The sequence below is a fragment of the Vibrio sp. M60_M70 genome, from assembly GCF_037162085.1.
Lineage (GTDB): Bacteria > Pseudomonadota > Gammaproteobacteria > Enterobacterales > Vibrionaceae > Vibrio > Vibrio diabolicus.
Genome location: NZ_JARLUL010000002.1, coordinates 1,411,022 through 1,437,909, shown reverse-complemented (window position 1 = coordinate 1,437,909; position 26,888 = coordinate 1,411,022). Strand labels below are relative to the sequence as shown.

The following is a 26,888-nucleotide window of genomic DNA, read 5'->3' as shown; positions in this document are numbered from 1 at the left end:
CTTAAGCTAAACGTCGCTCTTCACGCGGCGTTTTTTCATAGCGTTTTTTGTAGCAGCGCGCAAAATACGATGTAGAACTGAACCCACAAGCGGTGCTGATTTGAGTAATGGACAGCATGGTTTGCAACAGCAAATGTTGAGCGCGCTCTAAGCGCAATTGAAGGTAGTAATTACCTGGTTTGTCTTGCAAGTATTGCAAAAATAACCTTTCCATCTGCCTGACCGATAATCCTACTTGCTCGCCAATTTCATAGCACTTTAGCGGCTCTTCCATGTTGGCTTCCATGATCTCTACAGCGTCGAGCAGGCGCGGGTGGCGGATGTTGTGTTTACGGATTAACGACATCCGCTGTTTATCATGCGCCGGTCGAATCGCAGGGTGAATGCATTGCTCAGCCACTTGATTCGCCAAGTCGCTCCCATGTTGGTTTGTAATTAAATGAAGCATCATATCCAAACCGGCTAAGCCGCCCGAACAAGTTGGTGTGCGTGGGTCGAATTCGTACAACTCACTGGTCACGTTAATGTTTGGAAACTCCTCTGCCAGGCTGTTGGCGGACTCCCAATGCACGGTACACGTTTTGTTTTTTAACAGGCCAGCTTTTGCTAACAACACGCTGCCTGTCGAAGTCGAACCCACGGCGATGCCTTGACGAAGCGCTTGCTTTAACCACTGGTTCACCGAGCCACTCGCAGCAGCAACATGGGCGCCAATACCTGCTACAACCAGCAGCAAGTCTAAATGAGCAATGTTGTTGACTGACTGTGTTGGCGAGAATGAAACGCCATTACTGGCCGATACTTCTTTATCTTCGAATCCATAAATATCCCACTGATACAAATCGCAACCAGCGAGGCGGTTGGCCATTCGAAGAGGTTCGATAACCGCCGAAAAAGAGAGCATCGAAAAATCAGGAATAAGGAAAAAACCAATGCGATACGTGTGTGTCGTTTTCATTCTCTGTGGTCACCAAGTGGGCAGTTCATCTATGTCGTATTTCTGGATAAGAATGTCGCAATTGTTAAATTATTGCTATCAAAATTCGAACATGATGTGACTTAAGACAAGGAGTTCTTTGTCGAGCATACACATTCATTTGGACGAGATAATTATGATTGAACAAAAAGCCCCAGTAATTAGTGATGGTCTACGCCTTGATGGCGCTTTCTTTACTGACGAGAACGTTAACAACCCAGACTTACCGATCGTTATTGTCTGCTCAGGCTTTACTGGGCAAAAAAATATTCACCCAGAGCGTTACGCGAGAGCCTTAACTGCGAAGGGCTTTACGGTATTCGGATTTGACTACCGTGGCTTTGGCGAATCTGAGGGTATTCGTGAGCGAGTTATTCTGGATGAACAAGTACGCGACATCGCCAACGCGGTTGCGGTTGTGAAACAGCGCGCTAACGAGGAAGGGCGCAAAGTCGTACTGGCTGGCTGGGGCATGGCGGGGGGATTAATTCTTGATGCTTACCGAGTTTGCCAAGATGCGATTGATGGCCTTATCTCCATGAACGGCTTTTATGATGCGGTACGTGTTCAGGTTGCTCAACGTGGCGAGCACGGCTGGAAAGCGTTCCGTCAATTTATGTTAGAAGAGCGTACACGTCTTGCTCTTGGTGGAGAAAAGCAGGGGATTGATCCATTTGAAATCTACCCGCTTGATCCAGTAAGCCGCGAATATGTATTCACTGAACTGGTCAAAGCGCCAGGCTACGGCGTGACATCTGATCTGGACTTTGCGGATTCTCTCATCAATTTCAAACCGGAAGCTCTACTGGACGAGCGATTTGCAGACGCGCCAATCTTGATTGCGCACGGTGCAGAAAACGACCTTCACCCAGTGACCGAAGCAAAGTCGCTGTACGCGAAATACCCTGGGCCGAAATCTCTATTCTTACTGCCGGAAGGTGGTCACACCGAGTGGATGTTGGACGACGATCCTAAGTTTATTCAGTTCTCTGGCGTGATCGCGAACTGGTTGAGTGAGAACTTCAGTTAAGTCTTTAAGAGGTGCTTTCGTTGATGGCACCTCTACCTTTCTGACAGGATGATTTTCGATGAGCATAATTCCATTTTGTGAAGCGGCTGACCCATTTGTAAATAAACCAACAATCGCGATTCCTGAAGGCGCGGTTGATTGTCACGCCCACGTTTTTTCTTCACGTTATCCGTACTGTGAAACGCGAACCTACACACCACCTGATGCCAGCGTCGGCGCGTACCTGCATTTGCACCAGCAATTATGCATCCGTCATGGCGTGCTGGTTCAGCCGAGTGTGTATGGCAATGACAACCAGTTGCATCTTGATACATTACGGTATTTACGCCAGCAAGGTTACGACTACAAAGGCGTCGCGGTCGTGGATGCGGATGTGTCCGAGCAAACGCTGGATGAGCTACAAGAAGCGGGATTTTGTGGGGTGCGGATGAATCTACTGTTTAAAGGTGGTATTGAGTGGCGTGATGTTGAACGTTTAGCGGCTCGCCTTGCAGAGCGACACTGGCACCTTCAATGCTTAATTGATGTTTCGCAGTTTGATGACTTATATCAGCGATTAAGGGCTTTACCCGTGCCCGTAGTGATTGATCATCTTGGACATATGCCAACAAACAAGCTTATTTCTCATCCTGGTTTTCAAACCTTATTGAAGCTTAAGGCCGAAGGGAAAGTGTGGACAAAATTGTCGGCGCCGTATCGTTTGTCGCTTCAATCACCGCCTTATGATGACGTTTCTTCGTTTGCTCAAGCTTTGTTAGAAGCGAATGAAGAGCAATGCGTCTGGGGATCGGATTGGCCTCACCCATGTTTTGCTGCTGAGATGCCAAATGATGGCCAGTTGTTAGATACCTTGTGGCACTGGACGCAAGATACGACACTGTTTGGCAAGATTCTGGTCGATAACCCCAAGCGCCTCTACCGCTTTTAACTCCGCATTTCTATTACGAACCTAAAAAGACAACCGTAAGGCACTGATTCAAATTATGCTTCCTGCACTTCCGTTACAGGTTTCCTCTGATCCTGTGGTTATCAAGTTCTTTAACACCCTTAAACAACTTGGTTTCAAGGGGGATACTGATGCCCGCTATACCACTAGATTGAGTATGGCGACTGACAACAGCGTCTACCAGCAACTTCCTTTGTCGGTCGTCTTTCCTGCCAACCATCATGATGTGGTAATACTTGGCAAGGTCAGTGCACATGATGAATTTAAGCACCTGACCTTTTCGCCCAGAGGAGGCGGAACGGGCACCAACGGACAATCATTGAACTCGGGGATCGTGGTTGATCTGTCTCGCTATATGAATCGAGTGTTAGAGATCAACGAGCAGGAAGGTTGGGTGAGAGTGGAAACTGGGATAGTCAAAGATCAACTCAACGACATCGTTCGCCCTTATGGTTATTTCTTCTCGCCAGATCTGTCGACCAGCAACCGCGCAACATTAGGTGGGATGATTAATACCGATGCATCAGGCCAAGGCTCTTTGCAATATGGTAAAACCTCGGATCATGTGTTGGCGCTCAAAGCCGTATTGGCGGCTGGTTCGGTGCTCGATACCGAAGCAATTCAACAAAACAAATGGTTAAACAGTGATGCAGTATCGCGAGCGTTAAAAATTACGGAGGAAGTTTGTCGAGACAAGCGTCAACAGATTCTGGATAAGTTTCCTCCTCTGAATCGATTTCTTACTGGTTATGACCTAAAAAATGCCATAAACGACAAGAGTGAAGAGTTTGACGTCACGAGAATATTATGTGGCTCTGAAGGCACGTTAGCTTTTATCACTGAAGCCAAGCTCAATCTTACGCGAATACCTACTACGCGACGGTTAGTGAACGTTAAATACGATAGCTTTGATTCTGCATTGCGAAATGCTCCCTTGATGGTCGAAGCAGAGGCGCTATCGGTAGAGACGGTTGATGCAAAGGTGCTTAATCTTGCAAGAGAAGACATTGTCTGGCACTCGGTAAAACACGCGATCTCAGATGTGCGGGGCAAAGAGATGCAAGGGCTTAACTTTGTCGAGTTCGCAGGCAGTCACGACGATGATATTGAGGATAAAGTTGAACGCTTGCTTTCAATTCTCGATAAAGAAATGGCTCACCGACGCAGTGGTATCATCGGTTATCAAGTCTGTCGCGACCCCCAAGACATCCAGGCTATTTATGGAATGCGCAAGAAAGCGGTTGGGCTGCTTGGCGCGACTAAAGGTCAGGCAAAGCCGATTGCATTCGCGGAAGATACCTGTGTGCCGCCTGAAAATTTAGCGGACTTTATCGCGGAATTTCGTACGTTGCTAGACAGCAATAACCTGCATTATGGCATGTTTGGTCATGTGGATGCTGGCGTCCTTCACGTGCGTCCGGCGCTCGATATGTGTGACCCTGAGCAGGAAGCGTTGATGCATCAACTGTCCGATGATGTGGTCGCGCTGGTGGCAAAATACAATGGCTTAATGTGGGGAGAGCACGGTAAAGGATATCGCTCAGAATATGGACCTGCCTTCTTTGGTGATGAGCTCTTTACTGAATTAAGGCGCATTAAAGCGGCGTTTGACCCAGACAATAAAATGAATCCGGGGAAGATTTGCACACCACTGAATAGCGACGCTGAAATGGTAAAAGTCACAGCGACCAAGCGTGGCTACTATGATCGTCAGATCCCCGTAGCAGTCCGAGAGTCGCTTAAGCCCGTGCTGTCTTGCAATGGCAATGGGCTGTGTTTTAATTACGATGCTGATAGCCCAATGTGTCCATCATTTAAAGTAACAGCCGATCGTCGCCACTCTCCGAAAGGGAGGGCTGGGATAATGCGTGAATGGCTGCGTCGCCTTAATGACAGTGGCTTCGATTTGCTCGCTAACGAACAACAGCTTCTCAATCAAACGTTATCGGTTAAGCTTTTGGCTCAGAAGCTGAGTCAACTGATATCTCGCCCCGCATCTGATGATTTATCGCATGAAGTTTATGAGGTGATGAACGGTTGTCTAGCGTGCAAAGCATGTGCGAGTCAGTGCCCTGTTAAAGTTGATGTGCCTGATTTTAGAGCACGTTTTTTACACGTTTATCACTCGCGTTATCGCAGACCTCTGAGCGACTATCTGGTGTCGAATATTGAGCAACTGCTGCCGGTTATGGCAAAAGCCCCCAAGCTGGTTAATCGAATTGCATCTAGTAGGCCTGTTACGCAAGTATTAGAGACATCCATCGGTTTTGTTGATTCGCCAGTGCTATCTATCCCTACGTTGCAAAGTCGATGTCAGGCGCTTGGAGTGAGCCCGTTCGACTTTGCGTATCTAGAATCGCTTTCCCCAGAAGTGAAGCAAAATTACGTCTTGATTGTTCAAGATCCATTTACCAGCTTTTATGAAGCCGAGTTGGTTTCGGACTTTATTCAGTTATTGCAGCGGTTAGGGAAACACCCTGTTGTTCTGCCTTTCAAACCCAATGGGAAAGCTCAACATGTAAAAGGTTTCCTTAAGGCATTCGCCAGAAATGCACAAAACACATCGGATTTTCTCAACCAAGTTGCTGAGCTTGAAATTCCTATGATCGGTATCGATGCAGCCTTAGTGCTTTGTTATCGTGATGAATACCGTCAGGTTTTAAAAGAAAAGCGAGGCGAATTTACAGTGTATACGGCTCATGAATGGTTGGTGGATGCACTCAACGAATGGCCAGCAGTACGCGCATCAGACGAAGAACCTTGGTATTTGATGGCGCATTGCACAGAAAAGACCAAAATACCGCAGACTGAGAAATCTTGGCAGTCTATTTTTAATCACTTTGGCTTAAAGCTGCATGTGATACCTACGGGATGTTGCGGTATGGCAGGGACATTCGGCCATGAAGTGGATAAGAAAAGTACGTCTGAAGCTATTTATCAGCTGAGTTGGAAACCGAATATAAAGAACCTGCCCACCGAGCGTGTGTTAGCCACGGGATATTCCTGCCGCAGTCAAGTTAAGCGTTTTGAAGGGGAGGTAGTTCGACATCCTGTCCAAGTTTTAGCCAGTTTGTTTAGTGCATAAGATGCTTAGGCAATTTAGTATACGAAAACGCTTGCCTTAAGACTTTACCTGCCTTTAATGTATCCGACCGCAGAACTTCAATCTGCTTAACAACAACACAGGAGAGAATCGGGCTTTCACTTCCGCTCGACAGAAACTCCTTTCAAATTGATACAACAGCGCAGCAAACTTCCCTTGCTGCGATACTGTGTTCCATATTTTGTGAGTACTTATGTTTAACTCAGAACGCAAAGCGACGGTTATTCTGGTTGCGACAACGATGATCGCGGCACTTGGTTGGATCTTTTCTAAGGAAACAATACAGGGTTTACCACCTTTCGGCTTTATCGGGGCGCGATTTACTATTGCATCGCTCTGTCTGCTGCCGTTGTGCTATCGACCTTTGTTGAAAGCGAATTTGAGAGATGTGCTTTCTGCTGGTGGTGTCGGGCTACTGTTAGGTAGTGCCGTTATGACATGGATTTACGCCATCTCCATCAGCGACACGCTCGGGGAAGGCGCATTTATCATGAGTCTCTCCATGCTATTTGTGCCTATTGTTGCGTGGGTTATGTTTCGTCAACGACCACAACGAATTTTCTGGCTCTCTTTGCCTATCGCGGTATTAGGTCTCGCCTGTCTCTCTTTAGTTGGCGGTTGGAAGCAATCGGCCAGTCAATTTTGGTTTCTTGGGGCGGCACTGGTTCTTGCGCTTCATTTTAATGTGAACAGTAAATACTCTCAAAAATTACCTGTGTTGCTGCTTACTTGCGTGCAGCTTTTTTCTGCTGGTTGTTTAGGTTTGTTGGTTTCTTTCTTTATGGAGTCTTTTCCGGCAGAGGTTGACTCCTCCATTTGGTGGTGGTTCGCGTTGAGCACTTTGCTAGCGACGAGCTTGCGTTACGTAATGCAAACCATGGGGCAAAAATTTGTTCAGGCAGGTAATGCTGCCTTGATCATGATATTAGAGCCAGTTTGGACCGTCATTCTAAGCGTGCTGTGGTATGGCGAAGTGCTAACGGCAAATAAGCTAGTAGGCTGTGTGCTTATCTTATTCTCTCTTATTATTTATCGTACTGGCGGTCGATTTCGTTTGTCTATCCCTAGGTAGCTTCAAGAGGTTTGGGTAGGGAACAATTTAGGAGTGAAGCATGGCCAATACTGAGTATCAGGAATCACTAGACTTTTTAGATATTTTAAGTGTCTGTTTATACCGTTTAGGAATTAGCGTATTTGCCTTTGGACTTATCGCGATGACGATATCGGGTTTGCACCTTATTGAAGGTTCGGCATTTTATGATCGAAATGTGTTGCTGCTCATCGCCATTGCAGGCGTATTAACTGCAGCAAATATCCATGTCTACAGTAAAACTGTGCGTACTGTCATCAGCTGGTCAACTTGGGTGGGACTGCTCTTCATGGTGAGCGATCCAGACTTATCCCGCGTGTGGCTTTCTCTTGGTTTTGTCTTTGTCACTTTTTCCGGTGTGGCGCTGAAAGAATCCTTTTGTTTTAAAGTTCCAGGCTTGAAAGCGGTGCCAGTGCTACTTGCCATCGCAACCTTTGCGTTTTGTTTCGAAATACTGACGGTAGCGACTATTGCGACAGGGTTGTCTGGCTTAATTATGGGCTTCCTGTCTATATCAAAGTGGCGGATGCCACTTCATTTTGATATTGGTATCAAAGCAAACTACGAGGTTTAATAAACGCCTTAAGTTAGAGATGTCATACGGTTACGCAAAGCTAGCGATACTTTTGACGTGGGTTCTCGATTAAGCTCTTCGCTGATCATCCAGCCAGCTTTTGCTAACAGCTCCAAGTCGATCCCCGTTTCGATCCCTAATCCTTGGCATAAATACAGTACATCCTCCGTCGCGACATTCCCCGAGGCCCCATGAGCGTATGGGCATCCACCTAGCCCAGCTACACTACTGTCGATGGTATTGATGCCCATACTCAATGCTTGATGAATATTGGCGAGCGCTTGTCCCCATGTATCGTGGAAATGGACAGCAAGCAGGGGGAGAGGTGTAACCAACATGACGGCCTCCAGCATGGCTGCAATTCGATTTGGCGTGCCTGTGCCGATGGTGTCACCTAGAGACACCTCGTAGCACCCTAAATCGATGAGGGATTTGGTCACGCTCGCCACCTGTCTAGGGTCTGTCGGACCGTCGTATGGGCAATCGGCAACGCAGGATAGATAGCCTCGAACAGGGATGCCGTGTTTGGTGGCTAATCGCATTACAGGCTCGAAGCGAGTTAAACTTTCTGCAATCGAGCAATTGATATTGTGTTGGCAGAATCCTTCTGATGATGAAGTGAAAATTGCGACCTGATTGGCACCAGCCTCCAAGGCTTGTTCGAAGCCTTTTAGGTTTGGTGTCAGGGCAGAATAAGTAACATGACTTCGCCTTGTTATTGCTTTCATGACCTCTGTTGAGTCCGCCATTTGTGGCACCCATTTGGGCGAAACAAAAGAGCCCGCCTCAATATGCGTTAGCCCAGTATCAGAGAGTAAGTTGATCAACCGGATTTTAGTCTGGGTCGCAACAGGAGACTCATTTTGCAACCCATCTCGTGGACCTACTTCGACAATATTTACTTTGGAAGGCAGCATTACTTGTCCTGTGATTTGGTTACCCAACTTGGGCTTCGTTTTTCAAGAAACGCTTGCAAGCCATCTTGGCCTTGTGGCGATACCCTAATGTCCGCAATGAGCTTGCTAGTATAGTGAATCAGTTGTTGATCGATGGGGTTTTGATGACATTGGTGACAGAGCGTTTTTGCTTTACGCATCGCATCTGGGCTATTAAGTAGTAACGTCTTGATCACGCTATCGACCGCACTTTCAAGTTGTTTGGCTTCTTTCACTTCATGCACAATACCAAACCGTTCGGCATCCTCGGCTGAAATGACTTCACCACTTAAGATATAGCGTCTAGCTTGTCGATTCCCCATCGCGCGCATGACGTAAGGCGCAATGGTTGCCGGAACTAAACCAAGCTTAACTTCACTTAAGCAAAAGTTAGCACATTGGCTCGCGATGGCGATATCACTGCAACAAATCAATCCCAGCGCGCCGCCGTAAGCGGAGCCTTGTACAACCGCGATGGTGGGTTGAGGGAACGAATCTAGTGTTTCCATGAGTCTTGCCAAGTTTTGGGCATCAACGAAATTATCTTGCCTCGTGCTGTCGGCCATCGACTGCATCCAATTCAGGTCGGCCCCGGATGAAAAGTGCTTGCCGTTACTTTTTAATACCAAGCATCGCACATCCGTTCGTAAAGCGAGATAATCTAGGCGGTGGATCAGCAAGTCGATCGTACAAGCGTCAAAAGCATTGTGCTTGGCTGTTCTGTTTAGAGTGATGGTCGCTACGCCATTGTCATCGACATGCCAAAGAACATCATCTTGCCTTTGGGCGTTGGGAATAATGCTTGGTTGCATTTCCTGCATACTAACTTCCTTAATTCATCTTTGGATATTTACATTCTGAAGACGCCAAACTCGCTATCAGGAATAGGAGAATTTAATGCTGCCGTTAGCGCCTGACTCAACACCTGACGCGTTTGTTTGGGGTCAATAATTCCGTCATCCCATAGCCGAGCGCTCGCAAAATAGGGATGTCCTTGTGTTTCATACAAGTCTATGATTGATTCTCTAAAAATATGTTCTTCTTGCTCTGACCATACTTCTCCCTGGCGTTCCTTCGCGTCTTTTCGAACTTGTGTTAAGACGCCTGCCGCTTGTTCTCCGCCCATCACAGAAATACGAGCGTTCGGCCACATCCACATCATGGTTGGATCATAAGCTCGGCCGCACATGCCATAATTGCCAGCACCGTACGACCCACCGATGATTACGGTAAACTTTGGTACGTCAGCACAAGCGACGGCCATCACCAGCTTGGCGCCATGTTTTGCGATGCCTTCTTCTTCCACCTTTTTCCCGACCATAAATCCGGTAATGTTTTGGAGAAAGAGAAGCGGTGTTTTCCGTTTGGAGCAAAGTTCAATAAAGTGCGCGCCTTTTTGTGCCGATTCAGAAAACAAGATGCCGTTGTTTGCCACAATACCGATCAAGTGTCCGTGAACGCGAGCAAAGCCACACACTAACGTTCTGCCGTACAAGGCTTTGAATTCGTCAAAATCAGAATTATCGACGATGCGGGCAATAATTTCTCTAACGTCGAATGATAGTCGTAAGTTGGCATTCACGATTCCGTAGATTTCTTCAGCATCGTAGCGGGGAGGTAGCACTGTGTTTTCCGGCTTAATCGGTTTTGCTCTATTGGCATTGGCAATGGCTTCTCGGGCAAGGATTAGGGCATGCTCATCATTTTCAGCGTAATAATCAGCAACACCAGATTTACGACAATGCACGTCTGCACCGCCGAGCTCTTCACCCGTCACGACTTCGCCAGTGGCCGCTTTAACTAGAGGCGGTCCCGCCAAAAATATGGTGCCTTGCTCTTTGACCATAATGGACACATCCGCCATGGCAGGAACATATGCGCCCCCAGCAGTGCAAAGCCCCATCACAACAGCAACCTGAGGGATGCCTTTTGCTGACATCCTCGCTTGGTTAAAGAAAATGCGACCAAAGTGTTCTTTGTCGGGGAAGACGTCGGACTGATGAGGGAGATTTGCACCACCGGAGTCCACCAAGTATACGCAGGGGAGTTGGCAACGTTGGGCTATCTCTTGCGCTCTAAGGTGTTTTTTTACCGTGAGTGGGTAGTAGGTTCCGCCTTTTACCGAAGCATCGTTGGCGATGACCATACATTGAATCCCCGCTATGAAACCAATGCCGGCGATAACGCCAGCGCAGGGGATGGATTCGTCATACACTTGCCAGGCGGCAAACTGGCTGATTTCAAGAAAGTCAGTGTTGTCATCAAGCAAGCGCGCGATGCGTTCTCGGGCGGGGAGTTTTCCTTTTTGCCTCTGGTTCTGAATGGCTTTTTCACCGCCTCCCTGTTTGATGGTCTCGATGTGTTGATTCAGTTGAGTGACCAACGTTTCCATCGCAGCTTTATTGGAAAGAAATAACTCGTCAGTTGGCTTAGTTTTACTTTTGATAATGGCCATAATGACTTCCTTGTCGTATGTTCCTTTAGCGAGATTCTTCGAACAGTTCTCGGCCTATTAACATGCGGCGAATCTCTGAGGTACCCGCGCCGATTTCATAAAGCTTTGCATCACGTAGCAAACGACCAGCAGGGTATTCATTGATGTAGCCATTCCCACCGAGCAACTGTATTGCATCAAGTGCCATTTGTGTGGCGAGTTCTGCACTGTACAGAATCGCTCCTGCGGCATCTTTGCGTGTTGCGTTACCTCGATCACAAGCCGCTGCGACGGTATATACATACGCTTTTGCTGCACTCATTCGAGAGTACATATCGGCGATCTTGCCCTGAACTAACTGAAACTCGCCAATGGACTTTCCAAACTGCTCTCGTTCATGTACGTACGGGACCACAATGTCCATGCAAGCTTGCATTATCCTGAGTGGTCCGGCAGCGAGGACGACGCGCTCGTAATCCAGCCCACTCATTAACACCTCGACGCCTTGATTCAGATCGCCAAGAATATTCTCTTTCGGCACTACGCAATTGTTAAACACAAGTTCGCAAGTGTTCGAGCCTCTCATGCCTAGTTTGTCCAGCTTTTGAGCATGGCTGAAACCTTCGACGTTGCGTTCAACAATGAATGCGGTAATACCTCGTGAACCTGCATTGACATCCGTTTTAGCGTAAAGCACCACTATGTCAGCGTCGGGACCGTTGGTGATCCACATTTTGTTGCCATTCAGTACAAAATGGTCACCCTTGTTCTCCGCTTTCAGTTGCATGCTTATCACGTCTGAACCGGCATTGGGCTCACTCATAGCTAGGGCGCCAACGTGCGTACCATCGATGAGTTTGGGAAGGTATTTCTTGCGTTGAGCAGGCGTGCCATTGCGAAAGATCTGGTTGACGCACAGGTTAGAATGAGCGCCGTAGCTTAAAGCGACGGAGGCAGAGGCTCGGCTGATCTCTTCCATCGCCACAACGTGAGCAAGGTATCCCATGCCTGCACCACCAAGTTCTTCATCGACGGTGACACCGAGCAACCCCATATCTCCAAACAAAGGCCACAAATGGTTTGGAAACTGGTTATCGCGGTCTATATCTGCGGCGATGGGAGCAATATGTTCCGTAGAAAAGGCATTAACGTGGTCTCGGAGCATATCGATGGTATCACCAAGTCCGAAATTGAGTGGGGCGTAGGTGCTTTTCATAACGTCTCCCGATATCAGAGGTAAGGTGGAAAAGCCGATTGCAGTGTCGCTATTTGAGTATAGCGGTTATGTCTCTTTGCTTTTGAGTGTTTGAATACAGCGTTCTTTAGCGGCATTCAACTCTGCCATTACGACGCTGATGTCATTGAGTTGCTGTTGTAGGACGGCTTGTTTCTCTTCAATGATATTGAGCATTTTCAATAACTGTCCTTCGGTTTGTTGCATGTCATAGAGCTCGAAAAGTTCACGAATTTCTGCCAGTGAAAAACCGAGCCGTTTCCCTCTTAAAATCAGTTTGAGACGAATTTTATCTCTGCGTTGATAAACGCGCATGTTGCCTTTTCGCTCTGGTTCAATCAGACCTACGTCCTCATAAAACCGGATACTGCGAGTGGTAATATCAAACTCCTTGGCGAGGTCACTGATCTTGTATTTTTCCATAACATACTTACCTCGAATAAAAATCCAGTTTCTGGAAATCGAACCTTCAACGGAAAGGCCGAACGCAAATTTTGAAAGATAAACGCCTACTTGGTGTGTTTTTTCATCTCATTGTAAAGGCTAGTGCTATGCTTACGTAAACGTCAAGAAATCGCAGTATGAAAGTTTGTCAGTGAGAAAGGGCGACAAAGACTGGCGTAGCACTTGGTAAGCAATGTCATGCAAGGGCGTCATCAGTCAGTCTAGTGTTCACATATACCTCAAGGGAATGCGAATCATGGAAAAAGACATCTGGATTGTCAGCGCGAAGAGAACGCCGATCGGGCGCTTTCAAGGAAAGTTGCAAACTTACTCCGCTCCCCAATTAGGCGCACTGGCGATCAAGGCGGCAATGCACGAAGTGAATGTGACATCTGTAGATGAAGTCTTCATGGGATGTGTGCTCCCTGCGGGTTGTGGGCAAGCCCCGGCGAGACAAGCGGCAATTGGTGCGGATTTACCCATGAGTGTAGGGTGCACGACTATCAATAAAGTGTGTGGTTCCGGTATGAAGAGCGTCATGTTGGCGCACGATCTTATCAAAGCTGGAACGATTCGAACGGCCATTGCTGGTGGTATGGAGAGTATGACCAATGCGCCGTATTTATTGAAAGAGGCGAGAAAGGGAATGCGCATGGGCCACCAGTCGACTTATGACCACATGTTTCTCGATGGATTGCAAGATGCGTACGAAGGGCACTTAATGGGTGTTTATGCTCAGCACGTCGCAGACAGGCTTAAGTTTACCAGAGAGCAAATGGACGAATGGGCAGTGATGTCGGCAAAACGTGCGTTGGAAGCTCAAGATCGGGGCTTATTTGCAGACGAGCTCTCACCGATTGAATTCAACACCAAGTCTGAACAAGGAACGCTGGATTACGATGAGCACCCGCGCTCGATTGTTCTGGATAAAATCCCTCAACTCAAACCTGCATTCGATAAAAAAGGCACGGTGACCGCGGCTAATTCGAGTGCGATTTCCGATGGCGCTGCAGCGCTTGTTCTAATGGATGAAGAGACTGCGAACCACCAAGGTCTTGAGCCACTCGCCGTTATCAAGTCTCACGCTACACACGCCAGAAAACCTGCTGAATATACTTTGGCTCCCGTTTATGCGATTGAACAGTTGTTGTCCCAGTTGGATTGGTCAATTGACGAAGTGGATCTGTGGGAGATAAATGAAGCCTTTGCTGTCGTGACACAAATCGCGGTAGCAGAACTTGGGCTTGATATAAGCAAAGTCAATATTAAAGGCGGAGCGTGTGCACTCGGGCATCCGATAGGCGCAAGTGGCGCTCGAATTCTGGTGACATTGATTCATAGTTTGCGTCAGCTACAAGCTTTAGGTACCGACGGTGATCTAGACGCCAAAAAAGTGATGCGAGGCGTTGCGTCACTTTGTATCGGTGGTGGAGAGGCAACGGCGATAGGCATTGAAATACCGCTTTAATTGAAATCAGAAAGGAGTAAATGATGACTCGTTTAGTTCCCTTGTTTATTGGTGGAGAGTTTCGTGAATCTCAAACTTCGGATTGGGTTGAGGTGACCAATCCTGCCACTAATGATGTCATTGCGTACGTTCCCTGCTCAACGGATCACGAGATGGAAGCCGCCATTGATAATGCGAAAGAGACATTCCAATCCTGGAAGGAAGTGGCAGTATCCGAGCGTGCCAGAGTCATGCTTCGTTATCAGCACCTTCTCAAAGAACATCATGATGAGCTTGCCACACTGCTTTCTCATGAAACGGGTAAGATTTTAGTGGATGCTAAAGGCGATGTGTGGCGAGGCATAGAGGTTGTTGAGCAGGCTGCAAACATTGCCAGCAATATGATGGGCGAAACCGTCGAAAACGTTGCCACGGACATTGATAGTTACTCAATGATTCAGCCCCTGGGTGTGTGTTGCGGCATTACGCCGTTTAACTTTCCTGCCATGATTCCGTTGTGGATGTTCCCAATCGCTATCGCTGCGGGTAATACGTTTGTGCTCAAACCCTCCGAACAAGTGCCGTTGACCTCTATTCGTTTAGCCGAACTATTTGAGCAAGCTGGCGCGCCGAAAGGAGTGTTGCAAATCGTTCATGGTCGCAAAGACCAAGTCGACTTTCTGCTGGCTCATCCTGACATTCGAGCGGTGTCATTTGTTGGCTCGGTTCCTGTTGCCCGTTATATCTACACCACGGGTACGAAACACTTTAAACGCGTTCAAGCTTTTGCTGGTGCTAAAAATCACATGGTGATCATGCCTGATGCGAACAAGGAACAAGTGGTGAATAACCTAGTGGGGGCCTCCGTTGGGGCGGCGGGGCAGCGTTGTATGGCAATTTCTGTTGCGGTATTTGTCGGCGATTCAAAACAATGGATTACAGACCTCAAACAGGCAATGGCGAAAGTACACCCAGGGCCTTGGGACGATGAGCAAGCTGCTTATGGCCCACTCATCAGTGAGCAAGCTAAACAACGCGTATTGGACCTAATTGAAGATGGCAAACAACAAGGCGCAGTGTGTGAACTGGATGGCAGTCAGTGTGAAGTGGAAGGCTTTCCTGATGGAAACTGGATTGGCCCAACCTTGTTTAGCGGTGTAACAGCGAATATGTCGATTTACACGCAAGAGATATTTGGCCCTGTCTTAGTTTGTATGGAAGTCGAAACGTTGCAAGAGGCCATTGAGTTAGTGAATCGTAACCCATACGGGAACGGCACTTCCATTTTTACGGCTAATGGCGCTGCTGCAAGAAAATATCAGCATGACATTCAAGTCGGTCAAGTGGGGATCAATGTGCCAATTCCAGTCCCTTTACCATTTTTCTCCTTTACTGGCTGGAGAGGCAGTTTCTATGGCGATTTGCATGCGTATGGTAAACAAGCGGTACGTTTTTATACCGAGACTAAAACGGTGACGGCACGTTGGTTTGATGACGATATTCCAACGGGGCCTAATTTGACCATCCAACTGCGCTGAGTGAATAGAAGGAGCTTTTATGGACTTTGAACTTAATGAAGATCAACGTGCATTTGCCGATACCGCTCAGCAATTTGCCGATGAGCGTTTAGCACCGATGGCGGCGGAGTGGGATGAAAAACAGATCTTCCCCAAAGACGTATTGAGAGAGTCGGGAGAGTTAGGCTTCCTGAGTCTCTACACTCCAGAAGCGCAAGGTGGCCTAGGGCTGAGTCGCTTAGATGCTTCAATTATCTTTGAACAACTGGCCATGGGATGTACGTCCACTACGGCGTTTATGACGATTCACAACATGGTCAGTTGGATGATAGCCAGTTTTGCTACCGATGGAGCCAAAACGCAGTTCTGTCCGAAGTTAGTTACGGGGGAATGGTTAGGCTCCTATTGCTTAACCGAGCCCAACGCAGGATCAGACGCCGCTGCACTGACCACTTCCGCTACAAAAAAGGGAGATAAGTATGTGCTCAACGGTGGCAAAACCTTTATATCTGGCGCAGGAGAGACAGATGTTTTGGTCGTGATGGCGAGAACCAGAGAAGCGGGTGCCAAAGGCGTGTCTGCATTTGTTGTTCCTGCTCAAACAGATGGTATCAGCTATGGGCGCAAAGAACCCAAAATGGGTTGGAACAGCCAACCAACACGAGCGGTTACTTTTGAAAATGTCGTTATTCCAGCTAGCCATTTACTGGGCGAAGAAGGGCAAGGTTTTGTCTTTGCGATGAAAGGGCTTGATGGAGGGCGTATAAATATTGCGACCTGCTCCGTCGGTACGGCGCAACAGGCCCTTAATCAGGCGGCACGGTATATTCAAGAACGTAAGCAGTTCGGCAAGCCGCTTGCGCAGTTTCAAGCCTTACAATTCAAATTGGCAGACATGGCGACAGAGCTAGTGGCTGCGCGGCAGTTGGTGCGCTATGCCGCCAGTAAGCTCGACCGAAATGACCCGGATGCCACGGCTTATTGCGCGATGGCAAAACGGTTCGCAACCGATGTAGGCTTTCAGGTTTGCGACCAAGCGCTGCAGCTTTATGGCGGCTATGGTTACATCAAAGAGTATCCAATGGAGCGTCATTTCAGAGATGTGCGTGTGCATCAAATTCTGGAGGGAACGAACGAAATTATGCGCTTGATCATCGCGCGCCGTTTGCTCTCTGAGGAATCGGCCTTGCTGTAGCGAAGTATTGGATTTGCTCATTGAGAAAGGATTCAGATATGCCATTAACCCAAGAAGCCATTCAACATACGATCACTAATCACGTTGCGGTGGTGACAATGAACAACCCGCCAGCCAATACATGGACAGCAGAGAGCCTCAAGGTACTGAAGTCGCTGATACTCACACTTAACAATGATAAGCAGGTCTACGCACTGGTTTTAACCGGCAGTGGAGACAAGTTTTTCTCTGCTGGTGCTGATCTCAAGCTATTTTCTGATGGTGACAAAGCGGTTGCGTTAGACATGGCGCGATGCTTTGGTGAAGCTTTTGAAACGCTCTCGGAATTCCGTGGTGTTTCCATTGCCGCGATTAATGGTTACGCCATGGGCGGAGGTTTAGAAGTGGCATTAGCTTGTGATATTCGAGTAGTTGAAGAGCAAGCGGTACTTGCTTTACCTGAAACCAAAGTCGGACTTTTGCCCTGCGCTGGCGGTACCCAAAACCTCACAGCGTTAGTAGGGGAAGGCTGGGCAAAGCGTATCATTTTATGTGGAGAGCAAGTCAGCGCTGACAAAGCAAAAGAACTAGGCTTGGCTGAGGAGTTAGTTCCCAAAGGCGAAGCTTTAAGTAAAGCGTTGGAGCTTGCTGAATCTGTTGCGAACCAGTCGCCATCTTCTGTCGCTGCATGTAAGGCGCTCATTCAAAATATGCGCTCTGCGCCACTTAAGCACGGCTTAATGAAAGAGCGAGAGTTGTTTCTGAATCTTTTTGATACGGAAGATCAAGTTGAGGGTGTTCGCGCCTTTTTAGAAAAACGCCCACCGCAATGGAAAAACCGATAGGAGGCCACATGGCAGGGATGGTAACCATTAGTGAAATAGAGTGCTTAGATGGCGTGCACCGCATTGGTATCGCAACGTTAGACAACACCGCTTCATTGAATGCATTGACGTATGACATGTTAGTTCAACTTAACGATCAGCTTATCAAGTGGCAAGACGATCCGCATGTGACTTGTGTGGTACTCACTGGCGCTGGAGAAAAAGCATTCTGTGCTGGTGGCGATGTTCGAGCTATGTATCACGTCATGCATAACGAGAGTAAAGAAAAAATCGTAGAGTTCTGTACGGACTATTTCTCGTTGGAGTATGAGTGTGACTATCTCATTCACACTTACAACAAGCCTATTATCGGTTGGGGAGAAGGTATTGTCATGGGCGGTGGAATGGGACTTTTTATGGGAACCAGCCATAAAGTTGTGACAACAACATCACGCCTTGCTATGCCAGAAATCAATATCGGACTGTATCCTGATGTGGGAGGTACGTGGTTTTTAAGCCAGATAGATCCGCAAGTGGGTTTATTCCTCGGATTGACAGGTTCAATGGTGAATTCAAGTGACGCTGTCACTATTGGTTTGGCCGATTGGTTACTGTTGGAAGAGCAGTATCCCACCTTACTGGATGAGCTAAAGCGGCTCCAGTGGGGCAAAGAAGATGCGAAAGAGTTGGTAACTGCGCTACTACAATTAATGGAAGAACAGGTTATTGATAGCAAACCAACCACGCAAATTTGTCCATACTTAGATCAGATAGAGGAAGCGTGCAAAGGCTTTGATCTTAATGCAATAGCACAGCGAATCATGGCTATCGAAGGGAACAGTCAGTGGATAGAAAACGCGAAACAAACGTTCGCCGCGGGCAGTCCGATCACCGCACATATTTGCTTCAGACAAGTGAAAGAATACCACAGCTTACCACTTGCAGATTGCTTCCGCTTGGAGCTGAGTTTATCGGTTCGCAGCGCCTTATTAGGTGAGTTTAAAGAGGGCGTCCGTTCTCGGCTTATTGACCGGGATGGCGAACCTAACTGGATGTTTAACAGTGTCAGTGAAGTCGATGAAGATGTCATCGATACCTTGTTTACCTCACTTTGGCCGGATGACGAACATCCGCTTGCTGATTTGGGTGAACAAACACTAGGTCAATAAGGAGAATGATCATGAGTACCATCGCATTTATCGGTTTAGGAAGAATGGGGCATCCGATGGCGCAAAACCTATTAGCGTCTGGATTTAACGTGCAAGTATTCGATGTCGATAGCGAAGCGGCAAAGCAACTTGCACCTTTTGGTGCGGTGGTGGCGAGCTCTATTGAGGAAGTCGTGGATGGTGCAAGCACAGTCATCACGATGCTACCAGCAGGTTCTCACGTTCGTTCCGTGTATCTTGGTGACTTACACGGCGGCGTAGGTGTCCTCAATCTTGTCTCGCCAAGTACCTTGATGATTGATTGTTCAACCATTGATCCGGACTCTGCGCGATTAGTCGCCAATGAAGCGGCAAATAAACGCGTGCTGTTTGTCGACGCGCCCGTTTCGGGTGGTGTTGCCGGCGCTAAAGCGGCGACATTAACCTTTATTGTTGGTGGCTCGGATGAGGCATTTTCTAAAGCCAATGCCATTTTGCAGTACATGGGAAAAAATGTTTTCCATGCCGGTAAAGCGGGCGATGGTCAAATGGCGAAAATCTGTAACAACCTTATGCTCGGCATTTTAATGTCTGGTACGTGCGAGGCGCTAAATCTAGGTATCGATCATGGGCTCGATCCCAAAGTGTTATCAAACATCATGCTGCAAAGCTCTGGCCGAAATTGGGCATTGGAGCTTTACAACCCTTGCCCAGGCGTGATGGACAGTGCACCAGCCAGCAACGATTACCAACCGGGCTTTATGAGCAAACTCATGTTGAAAGATCTCGGTTTGGGGTTAGATGCGGCGTTACAAACACACTCTTCGGTTCCGATGGGCTCACTGGCGCGTAATCTATATTCTTTCCACAACGCGAGCGGCCACGGCGAGCTCGACTTCTCAAGCTTGTTTGAGTTTTACAAGAGTAAGAAAGGCTAGACTGAGTTTTGCTACAAAGCCGTCTGAAATGGTGAAGTAAAACTCATCATTTCGGACCACCTAAACAGGTTTGAAATAGGGAACATTATTAGCGATGGAGTGCAGTAACTATGGATATTAAAAATAGTGTCATTGCCATTACAGGTGCAGGGCAAGGACTTGGGCAAATGATGGCAATTACGCTTGCTCAAGCCGGTGCAGATTTAGCGTTATTAGATGTAAACGCTAGCGGTTTAATGGAAACACAAGAGCAGTGCCGGATGCTGAGTGCGAAAGCGTTGACTTATCAAGTGGATGTAACGAGCGAAATCGACGTTGAAAACACGTTTGACGCGGTTATCCAAGATTTTGGCCAACTCAATGGGCTAGTCAATAACGCTGGCGTGCTAAGAGATGGGTTACTTGTAAAATCAAAAGACGGCGTGATCAGTAAGATGTCTTTGGATCAATTCAATTTGGTCATGAACGTCAACGTTACGGGGACATTTTTGTGTGGGCGTGAAGCTGCCGTCAAGATGATTGAGAGCGGCTCACAAGGCGTTATCATCAATATTTCTAGTGTCGCGAGAGCAGGGAATATCGGTCAAACCAATTATTCTGCGTCTAAAGCGGCGGTCGCAACCATGGCGACAACGTGGGCCCGTGAGTTAGCAAGATACGGTATCCGCGCGGCGGCGATTGCACCAGGTGTGGTACATACCGCGATGGCAGAGCAAATGAAACCAGAAGCCATAGAACGGCTAGAAAAGATGATCCCAATTGGAAGGATGGGTGAAACAAGTGAAATCGCGCATGCAGTAAAATACATTCTTGAGAGTGATTACTTTACTGGCAGAGTTTTAGAAGTGGATGGAGGCATTCGTATGTAAAAGCTCTAGGGTTAGGTCCCACAGACCGGAATGACAAGCTTCTTTCCCTTTCAGCATTTCCTATTTTTCCGAGAGCCAGTTCTGAGTAACGTAAGTGTTTATTACTCATATTTGGATTCGCCCTGCGAATGGTTTGCCAAAAGTAAATAATGAGAAGTAAATACCACTCAAATACTAAGTGAAATCATTAATTTGATATTGATCACAATTTTCTACTTTTAATTTCCCCTTCGTACTCAAGCTATCTATGTAAATGCAGTTGATAGTCAGTCTCATCAAAATGAATTTGCAACTGTCTGTTTCAAAAGACATTAACTTTGAAGCACGTGAAGTTCGTGTTGAGGTTAATCTCCTATTTAAAGTGTGTGGATTTCATTAATGGAAGGTTAGTTTCCAGTTGTGGCTAATGAGCTTTAACTTTTTACTCCTCATAATGCGCCAAATGTAACATTGTGTTTCAAAGTGTAACAATAAACTCACACTAATAGTGTGGTTTTGATCTCCACTCAATTCCGTTTTGTTTCGCTCTGATCCCGACGTTACTCATGCTCAACACATAAACATTCTAATGACTATAACAACTGGTTCTTAGCTTGATACCAATCGTAGCAAGTAATTGCTCATTCTAGCTGGTTAAGATGCTTGATAACGGCGCTGAAAAATTTGTAAGTAGAATAACTACTTATCAAAATTTTTGCCTTTTTATCAAACATTCCCCTGCGCTGTTTTTGAGCTCTTATTTACTGTGATTGGCATTTGTTTTGAAACCAGACAACCATCGAGAAAGTTAATGGAAGCCTCAAGATATAAACGCATCTTGTCGAGGGAAGTTTGGCGTCCGTCATACTTATGCTCTCAGGATGTAATTCAGCTTTACTTGACCCCAAAGGTGCCATTGGTGTGCAGGAAAAAGAGCTAATTATTACTGCTCTTTTGCTGATGTTGATCGTTGTAATCCCTGTGATTTTAATGACGATTTACTTCGCTTACCGATACCGCGCCTCTAACACTGAAGAAGAGTACGCACCCGAGTGGTCACACTCGACCAAAATCGAAGTGGTGGTATGGACAATTCCAATCATCATCATTGCGATTCTTGCGACGATCACATGGCGTTCGACTCATGAACTAGAGCCCTCCAAACCTTTGGAAAGTGATGTTAAACCAATGACCATCGAAGTGGTGTCACTCGATTGGAAATGGTTGTTCATTTATCCAGAAGAAAACATTGCGACGGTGAACTATGTGGCGTTCCCGAAAGATGTGCCAGTGCAGTTCAAACTGACTTCGGACAACATCATGAACGCGTTTTTCATCCCTCGCTTAGGTACACAGATCTACGCGATGCCAGGAATGGTTACCAAGCTCAACCTGATAGCGAACCACGAAGGTGACTACAAGGGTTTTGCATCGAACTACAGCGGCGAAGGCTTTTCGCAAATGAAGTTCACAGCTTCAGCAATGTCTGATCGTGCTGCGTTCCTAAATTGGGTGCAGAAAGTGAAGGCGAGCCCTGAACGTATTGAAGATTGGGAGCAATACAGCTCACTGGCAGCGCCAAGTATCGCAGAGCCAGTCACTTTGTTCTCTAGCGTTCCTCCGTTCTTGTTCACCGACGTTGTGACTCAGCATCCTGGTTCAATGAACTGTTTGCCTGAAAACCAAGGATAATCGTAATGTTTGGAAGATTAACTCTTGATTCAGTTCCATTCCACGAACCTATTATCGTCATCACCTTAGCGGTTGTGGCGCTGGTTGGTTTAGCCGTAGTTTACGCGGTAACTAAAGCCGGAAAGTGGCAATATTTGTGGAATGAATGGTTTACTTCAGTAGACCATAAAAAACTTGGCTTCATGTACATCGCAGTAGCGATGGTGATGCTTGTTCGTGGTTTTGCTGACGCAGTCATGATGCGTAGTCAGCAACTCCTTTCTTCTGCGGGTGAAGCAGGTTACTTACCACCGCATCACTACGATCAAATTTTTACTGCCCATGGCGTGATCATGATCTTCTTCGTAGCGATGCCATTGGTTATTGGTCTGATGAACATCATCGTGCCATTACAGATTGGTGCGCGTGACGTAGCTTTCCCGTATCTGAATAACTTGAGCTTCTGGCTGTTTGTTGTTGGTGTCATCCTAACAAACATGTCTCTCGGCTTAGGTGAATTTGGTCGCACCGGTTGGTTGGCGTATCCGCCGCTTTCAGGTATTGAGGCTAGCCCAGGAGTCGGGGTCGACTATTGGATTTGGGCGCTGCAGATATCAGGTGTCGGTACGACGTTAACAGGCGTGAACTTCTTCGCGACCATTTTGCGTATGCGTACACCGTCTATGCCAATGATGAAGATGCCAGTTTTCACTTGGGCGTCTCTGTGTGCAAACATTTTGATCATCATTTCATTCCCAATCCTGACCGTCACCATCGCTCTGCTAACGCTGGATAGATACCTAGGTATGCATTTCTTTACCAATGATCTTGGCGGCAATGTAATGATGTACGTCAACCTGATTTGGGCTTGGGGCCACCCAGAAGTGTACATTTTGATCTTGCCAATTTTTGGTGTGTTCTCAGAGGTCACCGCAACCTTCTCACGTAAAAAGTTGTTCGGTTACACATCGCTAGTTTGGGCTACCGTAGTTATCACGATTCTTGCGTTTGTCGTTTGGCTACACCACTTCTTTACGATGGGATCTGGCGCGAACGTAAATGCCTTCTTCGGTATTGCCACGATGATTATTTCTATCCCAACAGGGGTGAAGATCTTCAACTGGCTATTCACCATGTACAAAGGCCGCATCCGCTTTACGACGCCAATGATGTGGACGGTGGGCTTCCTGATCACCTTTACTGTTGGTGGTATGACAGGCGTACTAATGGCTGTTCCGGGCGCAGATTTCGTTCTGCATAACTCAGTATTCCTGATTGCTCACTTCCACAACGTTATCATCGGTGGTGTGGTGTTTGGATGTTTCGCTGCGATCACTTACTGGTTCCCGAAAGCGACAGGTTTCACCATGAATGAAACTTGGGGCAAACGTGCGTTCTATCTTTGGATTATTGGTTTCTTAATGGCGTTCCTACCGCTTTACGCGCTGGGCTTTATGGGTATGACTCGTCGTTTAAGCCAAGACATCAACCCTGAATACTTCCCACTGTTATCGATTGCCGCAGCAGGTACGGTTGTGATTGCGCTGGGCGTATTGTCTCAGTTCATCCAAATTTACGTGAGTATCCGTGACCGCGAGCAAAACCGTGACCTAACTGGTGATCCGTGGGGTGGTCGTACTCTTGAGTGGGCAACATCGTCTCCACCGCCGTTCTACAACTTTGCACACCTGCCAAAAGGTGATGTGCTGGATGCCTTCTGGTACCAGAAACAAAGTGGCGAGTTCGATCCAACTAAAGAAGTGGAATACGAACGTATTCATATGCCAAAAAACACGGCAACAGGCATCTACGTGTCGGCTTGGTCGCTCCTATTTGGCTTCGGCATGATTTGGTACATCTGGTGGCTAGCGGCGGCAAGTTTGGTCGGTATTATCGTGACGTGTATTCAGCACAGCTACAACGATGACGTGGATTACTACGTGGAAGTTGAAGAGATCAAAGCAATTGAGGCCGAGCGTCGAGCTCAGCTTGAAGAAGCGAAGAAAAACTCAGTGAAAGACAGCGAAAGTAAAGATGATCTGGAGGTGACGTATGCAAACTAATATCGCAGCACATCACGACCATGATCACCACCATGACACGAATGGCAACAAGCTATTTGGCTTTTGGGTTTACCTGATGAGTGACTGCGTACTGTTTGCGACCTTGTTCGCGACATACGCTGTGCTGTCGAGCAATTCAATTGCGGGCCCAACAGGTAAAGACATTTTCGAACTCCCATTCGTGTTTGTCGAAACCATGCTGCTGCTGTTTAGCAGTATCACATTTGGTTTTGGCATTATCGCGATGAAGCGCAACAACGTTGCTGGTCTCAAACGTTGGATGTTAGTAACGTTCGCGCTTGGTCTTGGCTTTATCTGTATGGAGGTCTATGAGTTCCATCACCTGATTGAAGAAGGCTATGGTCCACAAACAAGTGCATTCCTATCGGCATTCTTTACGTTGGTTGGTACGCACGGCCTGCACGTAACCTTTGGTCTGATTTGGTTAGCGGTAGCGTACCATCAACTGTCGACGAAAGGTCTGAACGACAATATGGCAATGCGCTTTAACTGCTTAAGCCTATTCTGGCACTTTCTAGATATCGTCTGGATTTGTGTCTTTACCATCGTTTACTTACTGGGGGTAATGTAATGGATCAACATGTAGAAACCAGTGCGTCAGATTACGTGAAAGGCTTCATTGCCTCACTGATTCTGACGGTAATTCCGTTCTACTTTGTTTGGACGAAATCATTACCAGATACAACAACCTATGCGATTCTATTTGGATGTGCATTAGTGCAGATATTTGTTCACTTCAAATACTTCTTGCACATGGAAACAAAAACATCCGACGGACGTTGGAACCTTGTATCACTGATGTTTACCGCCATTGTTGTACTTATCCTTATCGCTGGCTCGGTATGGATCATCTACAACATGAACGTCAACATGAAGTTGTAGGCCAAGGTATGCTGAAAAGTTATTTGTCTATCACCAAACCGGGCATTATTTTCGGCAACCTGATTTCTGTTGCGGCGGGGTTCTTCCTCGCCGCAAAAACAGAACCAGCCAGTCTAATGTTGTTCGTTACAACGTTAGTTGGTGTGGGGTTAGTCATCGCTTCAGGTTGTGTGGTGAATAATATTTTTGATCGTGATATCGACCAAAAGATGGCACGTACACAAAATCGTGAAACAGTGAAAGGCAACATCAATATCGATATTGCGTTTGTTTATGCACTTGCTTTATTGCTGGTAGGAACCGCACTGTTATTTATCCGAGTGAACCCACTATCCGCTGTCGTCGTTTTGCTTGGCTACGTGTATTACGTGTTCTTTTACACGATGTGGTACAAACGTAACTCGGTGTATGGAACCTTAGTGGGAAGTATTTCAGGCGCAGTCCCGCCATTGGTGGGTTACCTGGCGGTAACAAACTTCATTAGCTTGGAAGCGATTTTACTCTTTACCATGTTCTGTCTCTGGCAAATGCCGCACTCGTATGCCATTGCCATGTTCCGCATGCAAGACTACCGAGAAGCCGGGATTCCCGTATTGCCAGTTAAAGAAGGCATTCATAAAGCGCATCGACACATGAAAGCGTATGTCGTGGCGTTTGGAGCAGTATCGTTGGGGTTATTTTTACTTGGTGAAGCCGGGTATGAATACTTAGCGGTTGCAGCGGTTGTTTGCTTTATGTGGACGAAAGTGACCTTTCGCAGCATTGATGACAGCAACTACATCGCTTGGTCAAAGTCGGTGTTTAAAGTCTCACTGCTAGTGGTGATGGGGATCAGTGGTGTACTAGGATTAGAGCTTATTCCGTTGCCGTTTATTTATTGAGTTTGAAATTCTTTATATCACTTCTATGTAGCTCCCATTCTGAGAGCTACATGCTTTGCTAGACTCGAATTCATGCCTAAAAGAGATAATATGATTATCCCTTTTTACTATGGTCTTGGTTCATGTTTCGTCGTTTTACTCTTCTTTCAATTGTTGCAATTTCTTCATGCGTATTAGCCCAAGTTCCGTCCTCGGTTAGCTCCGTGGAAACTTATCGTATTGGAGATATTCTTGTCAGGCTTATTATCCACAACATGGAGATTAATCCAGTGATTGAAGTCGATACAATTAATCGTTCAGATTATGAAATAAATGATGTATTTCGAGTTGCCTCCATTTCTCTAGATAATGAAAAACTGGATTTCAACCAGAGTGCTGGCGTGTTTGTAGAAGAGTATGGAGTGCGTGATAATAAAGTATTTTTCGTGCTTGATTACTTTTATCTACATGAGGGAGGAAGCGTTCTTGTGGATTGTGAAGTCTCATTCGAAAAAGAGAAGATCTTACCCCCAGAATGTAGAGTGAAGGTAAACTGAGAAATCGGCCGAGTTGCTTTTCTTACAAGCTTATCTCACTAAACCTTAATCCAGATTAAAGTTTTGCCACCCACGAGGCATTAAGGTGCGCCTGTAGTTTGCAGGTCTCACGGATTCAGAGAAGGAACAGCCATACGTTGGGTATCGCTGTTCCTTTTTTGTTCTTGGTTAC

Annotated in this window: 24 protein-coding genes; 18 read left to right on the top strand and 6 right to left on the bottom strand. The window is 46.9% G+C overall.

From position 1 onward, the window contains the following. Nucleotide 1: 1 nt before the first annotated feature. A complete protein-coding gene (locus P4S59_RS22045; RefSeq protein WP_005375751.1) occupies nt 2-958 on the bottom strand; it encodes a GlxA family transcriptional regulator in 957 nt (318 codons plus the stop codon). A gap of 154 nt (nt 959-1,112) precedes the next feature. Here P4S59_RS22045 and P4S59_RS22040 point away from each other — a divergent pair, with 154 nt between their 5' ends. From P4S59_RS22040 to P4S59_RS22020, 5 genes are all read left to right on the top strand, one after another. After that, nucleotides 1,113-2,006, top strand: coding sequence for an alpha/beta hydrolase (locus tag P4S59_RS22040; RefSeq protein ID WP_167418992.1), 894 nt, complete (start codon nt 1,113-1,115; stop codon nt 2,004-2,006). Between the two features lie 58 nt (nt 2,007-2,064). After that, nucleotides 2,065-2,934, top strand: a complete 870-nt coding sequence (locus P4S59_RS22035) for an amidohydrolase family protein (protein ID WP_337169061.1) — start codon at nt 2,065-2,067, stop codon at nt 2,932-2,934. Nucleotides 2,935-2,989: 55 nt separating this feature from the next. Beyond that, on the top strand, nt 2,990-6,037 hold the full coding sequence (gene ydiJ, locus P4S59_RS22030; protein ID WP_337169060.1) for a D-2-hydroxyglutarate dehydrogenase YdiJ: 3,048 nt from the start codon (nt 2,990-2,992) through the stop codon (nt 6,035-6,037). Between the two features lie 211 nt (nt 6,038-6,248). Then, the gene (locus tag P4S59_RS22025) at nt 6,249-7,127 is read left to right on the top strand and encodes a DMT family transporter (RefSeq protein ID WP_048625206.1); all 879 of its coding nucleotides are present in this window, start codon (nt 6,249-6,251) and stop codon (nt 7,125-7,127) included. A 40-nt stretch (nt 7,128-7,167) separates the two neighbouring features. After that, complete coding sequence (locus tag P4S59_RS22020) at nt 7,168-7,719, top strand: DUF2301 domain-containing membrane protein (RefSeq protein WP_145472038.1); 552 nt, start codon at nt 7,168-7,170, stop codon at nt 7,717-7,719. Nucleotides 7,720-7,727: 8 nt separating this feature from the next. On the opposite strand, the gene P4S59_RS22015 is transcribed toward P4S59_RS22020, so the two are convergent. The 5 genes from P4S59_RS22015 to P4S59_RS21995 form a co-directional block, all read right to left on the bottom strand. Beyond that, entirely contained in the window at nt 7,728-8,636 is a 909-nt protein-coding gene (locus P4S59_RS22015) for a hydroxymethylglutaryl-CoA lyase (RefSeq protein WP_337169213.1), read from the bottom strand. Then, nucleotides 8,636-9,475: an enoyl-CoA hydratase-related protein gene (locus P4S59_RS22010; RefSeq protein WP_005390997.1), complete on the bottom strand. Its 840-nt coding sequence runs from the start codon at nt 9,473-9,475 to the stop codon at nt 8,636-8,638. Before P4S59_RS22010 ends, P4S59_RS22015 begins: the two co-directional genes overlap by 1 nt. Nucleotides 9,476-9,504: 29 nt before the next feature. Further along, on the bottom strand, nt 9,505-11,109 hold the full coding sequence (locus P4S59_RS22005) for a carboxyl transferase domain-containing protein (RefSeq protein WP_337169059.1): 1,605 nt from the start codon (nt 11,107-11,109) through the stop codon (nt 9,505-9,507). A gap of 25 nt (nt 11,110-11,134) precedes the next feature. Next, nucleotides 11,135-12,304 (bottom strand): isovaleryl-CoA dehydrogenase, encoded by a 1,170-nt coding sequence (locus P4S59_RS22000; RefSeq protein ID WP_337169058.1) that lies wholly within the window; start codon nt 12,302-12,304, stop codon nt 11,135-11,137. Nucleotides 12,305-12,370: 66 nt separating this feature from the next. Next, nucleotides 12,371-12,745 carry a MerR family transcriptional regulator gene (locus tag P4S59_RS21995; RefSeq protein ID WP_012842485.1) on the bottom strand — a complete coding sequence of 125 codons (375 nt, stop codon included), beginning with the start codon at nt 12,743-12,745 and terminating at the stop codon, nt 12,371-12,373. A 277-nt stretch (nt 12,746-13,022) separates the two neighbouring features. On the opposite strand from P4S59_RS21995, the gene P4S59_RS21990 reads away from it, so the two are divergent. The 13 genes from P4S59_RS21990 to P4S59_RS21930 all read left to right on the top strand — a co-directional run bounded on the left by P4S59_RS21990 (nt 13,023) and on the right by P4S59_RS21930 (nt 26,716). Continuing rightward, a complete protein-coding gene (locus P4S59_RS21990) occupies nt 13,023-14,234 on the top strand; it encodes a thiolase family protein (protein ID WP_337169057.1) in 1,212 nt (403 codons plus the stop codon). A gap of 23 nt (nt 14,235-14,257) precedes the next feature. Then, nucleotides 14,258-15,751 (top strand): CoA-acylating methylmalonate-semialdehyde dehydrogenase, encoded by a 1,494-nt coding sequence (locus P4S59_RS21985; protein ID WP_337169212.1) that lies wholly within the window; start codon nt 14,258-14,260, stop codon nt 15,749-15,751. 19 nt (nt 15,752-15,770) lie between these two features. Beyond that, on the top strand, nt 15,771-16,925 hold the full coding sequence (locus P4S59_RS21980) for an acyl-CoA dehydrogenase family protein (RefSeq protein WP_337169056.1): 1,155 nt from the start codon (nt 15,771-15,773) through the stop codon (nt 16,923-16,925). Nucleotides 16,926-16,963: 38 nt separating this feature from the next. Further along, nucleotides 16,964-17,749, top strand: a complete 786-nt coding sequence (locus tag P4S59_RS21975; RefSeq protein ID WP_337169055.1) for an enoyl-CoA hydratase — start codon at nt 16,964-16,966, stop codon at nt 17,747-17,749. An 8-nt stretch (nt 17,750-17,757) separates the two neighbouring features. Continuing rightward, a complete protein-coding gene (locus tag P4S59_RS21970) occupies nt 17,758-18,897 on the top strand; it encodes an enoyl-CoA hydratase/isomerase family protein (RefSeq protein ID WP_048625200.1) in 1,140 nt (379 codons plus the stop codon). 11 nt (nt 18,898-18,908) lie between these two features. Next, nucleotides 18,909-19,814 (top strand): 3-hydroxyisobutyrate dehydrogenase, encoded by a 906-nt coding sequence (gene mmsB / locus P4S59_RS21965; protein ID WP_005390978.1) that lies wholly within the window; start codon nt 18,909-18,911, stop codon nt 19,812-19,814. Nucleotides 19,815-19,924: 110 nt separating this feature from the next. Further along, nucleotides 19,925-20,683, top strand: a complete 759-nt coding sequence (locus P4S59_RS21960) for an SDR family oxidoreductase (protein ID WP_074190874.1) — start codon at nt 19,925-19,927, stop codon at nt 20,681-20,683. An 849-nt stretch (nt 20,684-21,532) separates the two neighbouring features. Next, complete coding sequence (gene cyoA, locus P4S59_RS21955) at nt 21,533-22,354, top strand: ubiquinol oxidase subunit II (protein ID WP_443089054.1); 822 nt, start codon at nt 21,533-21,535, stop codon at nt 22,352-22,354. A gap of 5 nt (nt 22,355-22,359) precedes the next feature. Continuing rightward, the gene (gene cyoB, locus P4S59_RS21950; protein ID WP_005375781.1) at nt 22,360-24,396 is read left to right on the top strand and encodes a cytochrome o ubiquinol oxidase subunit I; all 2,037 of its coding nucleotides are present in this window, start codon (nt 22,360-22,362) and stop codon (nt 24,394-24,396) included. Continuing rightward, a complete protein-coding gene (gene cyoC / locus P4S59_RS21945; RefSeq protein ID WP_005375782.1) occupies nt 24,386-24,988 on the top strand; it encodes a cytochrome o ubiquinol oxidase subunit III in 603 nt (200 codons plus the stop codon). Before cyoB ends, cyoC begins: the two co-directional genes overlap by 11 nt. Further along, nucleotides 24,988-25,299: a cytochrome o ubiquinol oxidase subunit IV gene (gene cyoD, locus P4S59_RS21940; RefSeq protein WP_012842490.1), complete on the top strand. Its 312-nt coding sequence runs from the start codon at nt 24,988-24,990 to the stop codon at nt 25,297-25,299. The genes cyoC and cyoD overlap by 1 nt, the downstream gene beginning before the upstream one ends. Continuing rightward, the gene (cyoE, locus tag P4S59_RS21935) at nt 25,260-26,180 is read left to right on the top strand and encodes a heme o synthase (protein WP_085343639.1); all 921 of its coding nucleotides are present in this window, start codon (nt 25,260-25,262) and stop codon (nt 26,178-26,180) included. The genes cyoD and cyoE overlap by 40 nt, the downstream gene beginning before the upstream one ends. 122 nt (nt 26,181-26,302) lie before the next feature. Continuing rightward, nucleotides 26,303-26,716, top strand: coding sequence for a hypothetical protein (locus P4S59_RS21930; protein ID WP_337169054.1), 414 nt, complete (start codon nt 26,303-26,305; stop codon nt 26,714-26,716). The last annotated feature ends 172 nt before the right edge of the window (nt 26,717-26,888 follow it).

What these genes read in the sequence shown, in the direction of transcription:
- P4S59_RS22045 (WP_005375751.1), bottom strand. Translation starts at nt 958, where the DNA reads ATGAAAACGACACACACGTATCGCATTGGTTTTTTCCTTATTCCTGAT.
- P4S59_RS22040 (WP_167418992.1), top strand. Translation starts at nt 1,113, where the DNA reads ATGATTGAACAAAAAGCCCCAGTAATTAGTGATGGTCTACGCCTTGAT.
- P4S59_RS22035 (WP_337169061.1), top strand. Translation starts at nt 2,065, where the DNA reads ATGAGCATAATTCCATTTTGTGAAGCGGCTGACCCATTTGTAAATAAA.
- ydiJ (WP_337169060.1), top strand. Translation starts at nt 2,990, where the DNA reads ATGCTTCCTGCACTTCCGTTACAGGTTTCCTCTGATCCTGTGGTTATC.
- P4S59_RS22025 (WP_048625206.1), top strand. Translation starts at nt 6,249, where the DNA reads ATGTTTAACTCAGAACGCAAAGCGACGGTTATTCTGGTTGCGACAACG.
- P4S59_RS22020 (WP_145472038.1), top strand. Translation starts at nt 7,168, where the DNA reads ATGGCCAATACTGAGTATCAGGAATCACTAGACTTTTTAGATATTTTA.
- P4S59_RS22015 (WP_337169213.1), bottom strand. Translation starts at nt 8,636, where the DNA reads ATGCTGCCTTCCAAAGTAAATATTGTCGAAGTAGGTCCACGAGATGGG.
- P4S59_RS22010 (WP_005390997.1), bottom strand. Translation starts at nt 9,475, where the DNA reads ATGCAGGAAATGCAACCAAGCATTATTCCCAACGCCCAAAGGCAAGAT.
- P4S59_RS22005 (WP_337169059.1), bottom strand. Translation starts at nt 11,109, where the DNA reads ATGGCCATTATCAAAAGTAAAACTAAGCCAACTGACGAGTTATTTCTT.
- P4S59_RS22000 (WP_337169058.1), bottom strand. Translation starts at nt 12,304, where the DNA reads ATGAAAAGCACCTACGCCCCACTCAATTTCGGACTTGGTGATACCATC.
- P4S59_RS21995 (WP_012842485.1), bottom strand. Translation starts at nt 12,745, where the DNA reads ATGGAAAAATACAAGATCAGTGACCTCGCCAAGGAGTTTGATATTACC.
- P4S59_RS21990 (WP_337169057.1), top strand. Translation starts at nt 13,023, where the DNA reads ATGGAAAAAGACATCTGGATTGTCAGCGCGAAGAGAACGCCGATCGGG.
- P4S59_RS21985 (WP_337169212.1), top strand. Translation starts at nt 14,258, where the DNA reads ATGACTCGTTTAGTTCCCTTGTTTATTGGTGGAGAGTTTCGTGAATCT.
- P4S59_RS21980 (WP_337169056.1), top strand. Translation starts at nt 15,771, where the DNA reads ATGGACTTTGAACTTAATGAAGATCAACGTGCATTTGCCGATACCGCT.
- P4S59_RS21975 (WP_337169055.1), top strand. Translation starts at nt 16,964, where the DNA reads ATGCCATTAACCCAAGAAGCCATTCAACATACGATCACTAATCACGTT.
- P4S59_RS21970 (WP_048625200.1), top strand. Translation starts at nt 17,758, where the DNA reads ATGGCAGGGATGGTAACCATTAGTGAAATAGAGTGCTTAGATGGCGTG.
- mmsB (WP_005390978.1), top strand. Translation starts at nt 18,909, where the DNA reads ATGAGTACCATCGCATTTATCGGTTTAGGAAGAATGGGGCATCCGATG.
- P4S59_RS21960 (WP_074190874.1), top strand. Translation starts at nt 19,925, where the DNA reads ATGGATATTAAAAATAGTGTCATTGCCATTACAGGTGCAGGGCAAGGA.
- cyoA (WP_443089054.1), top strand. Translation starts at nt 21,533, where the DNA reads ATGCTCTCAGGATGTAATTCAGCTTTACTTGACCCCAAAGGTGCCATT.
- cyoB (WP_005375781.1), top strand. Translation starts at nt 22,360, where the DNA reads ATGTTTGGAAGATTAACTCTTGATTCAGTTCCATTCCACGAACCTATT.
- cyoC (WP_005375782.1), top strand. Translation starts at nt 24,386, where the DNA reads ATGCAAACTAATATCGCAGCACATCACGACCATGATCACCACCATGAC.
- cyoD (WP_012842490.1), top strand. Translation starts at nt 24,988, where the DNA reads ATGGATCAACATGTAGAAACCAGTGCGTCAGATTACGTGAAAGGCTTC.
- cyoE (WP_085343639.1), top strand. Translation starts at nt 25,260, where the DNA reads ATGGATCATCTACAACATGAACGTCAACATGAAGTTGTAGGCCAAGGT.
- P4S59_RS21930 (WP_337169054.1), top strand. Translation starts at nt 26,303, where the DNA reads ATGTTTCGTCGTTTTACTCTTCTTTCAATTGTTGCAATTTCTTCATGC.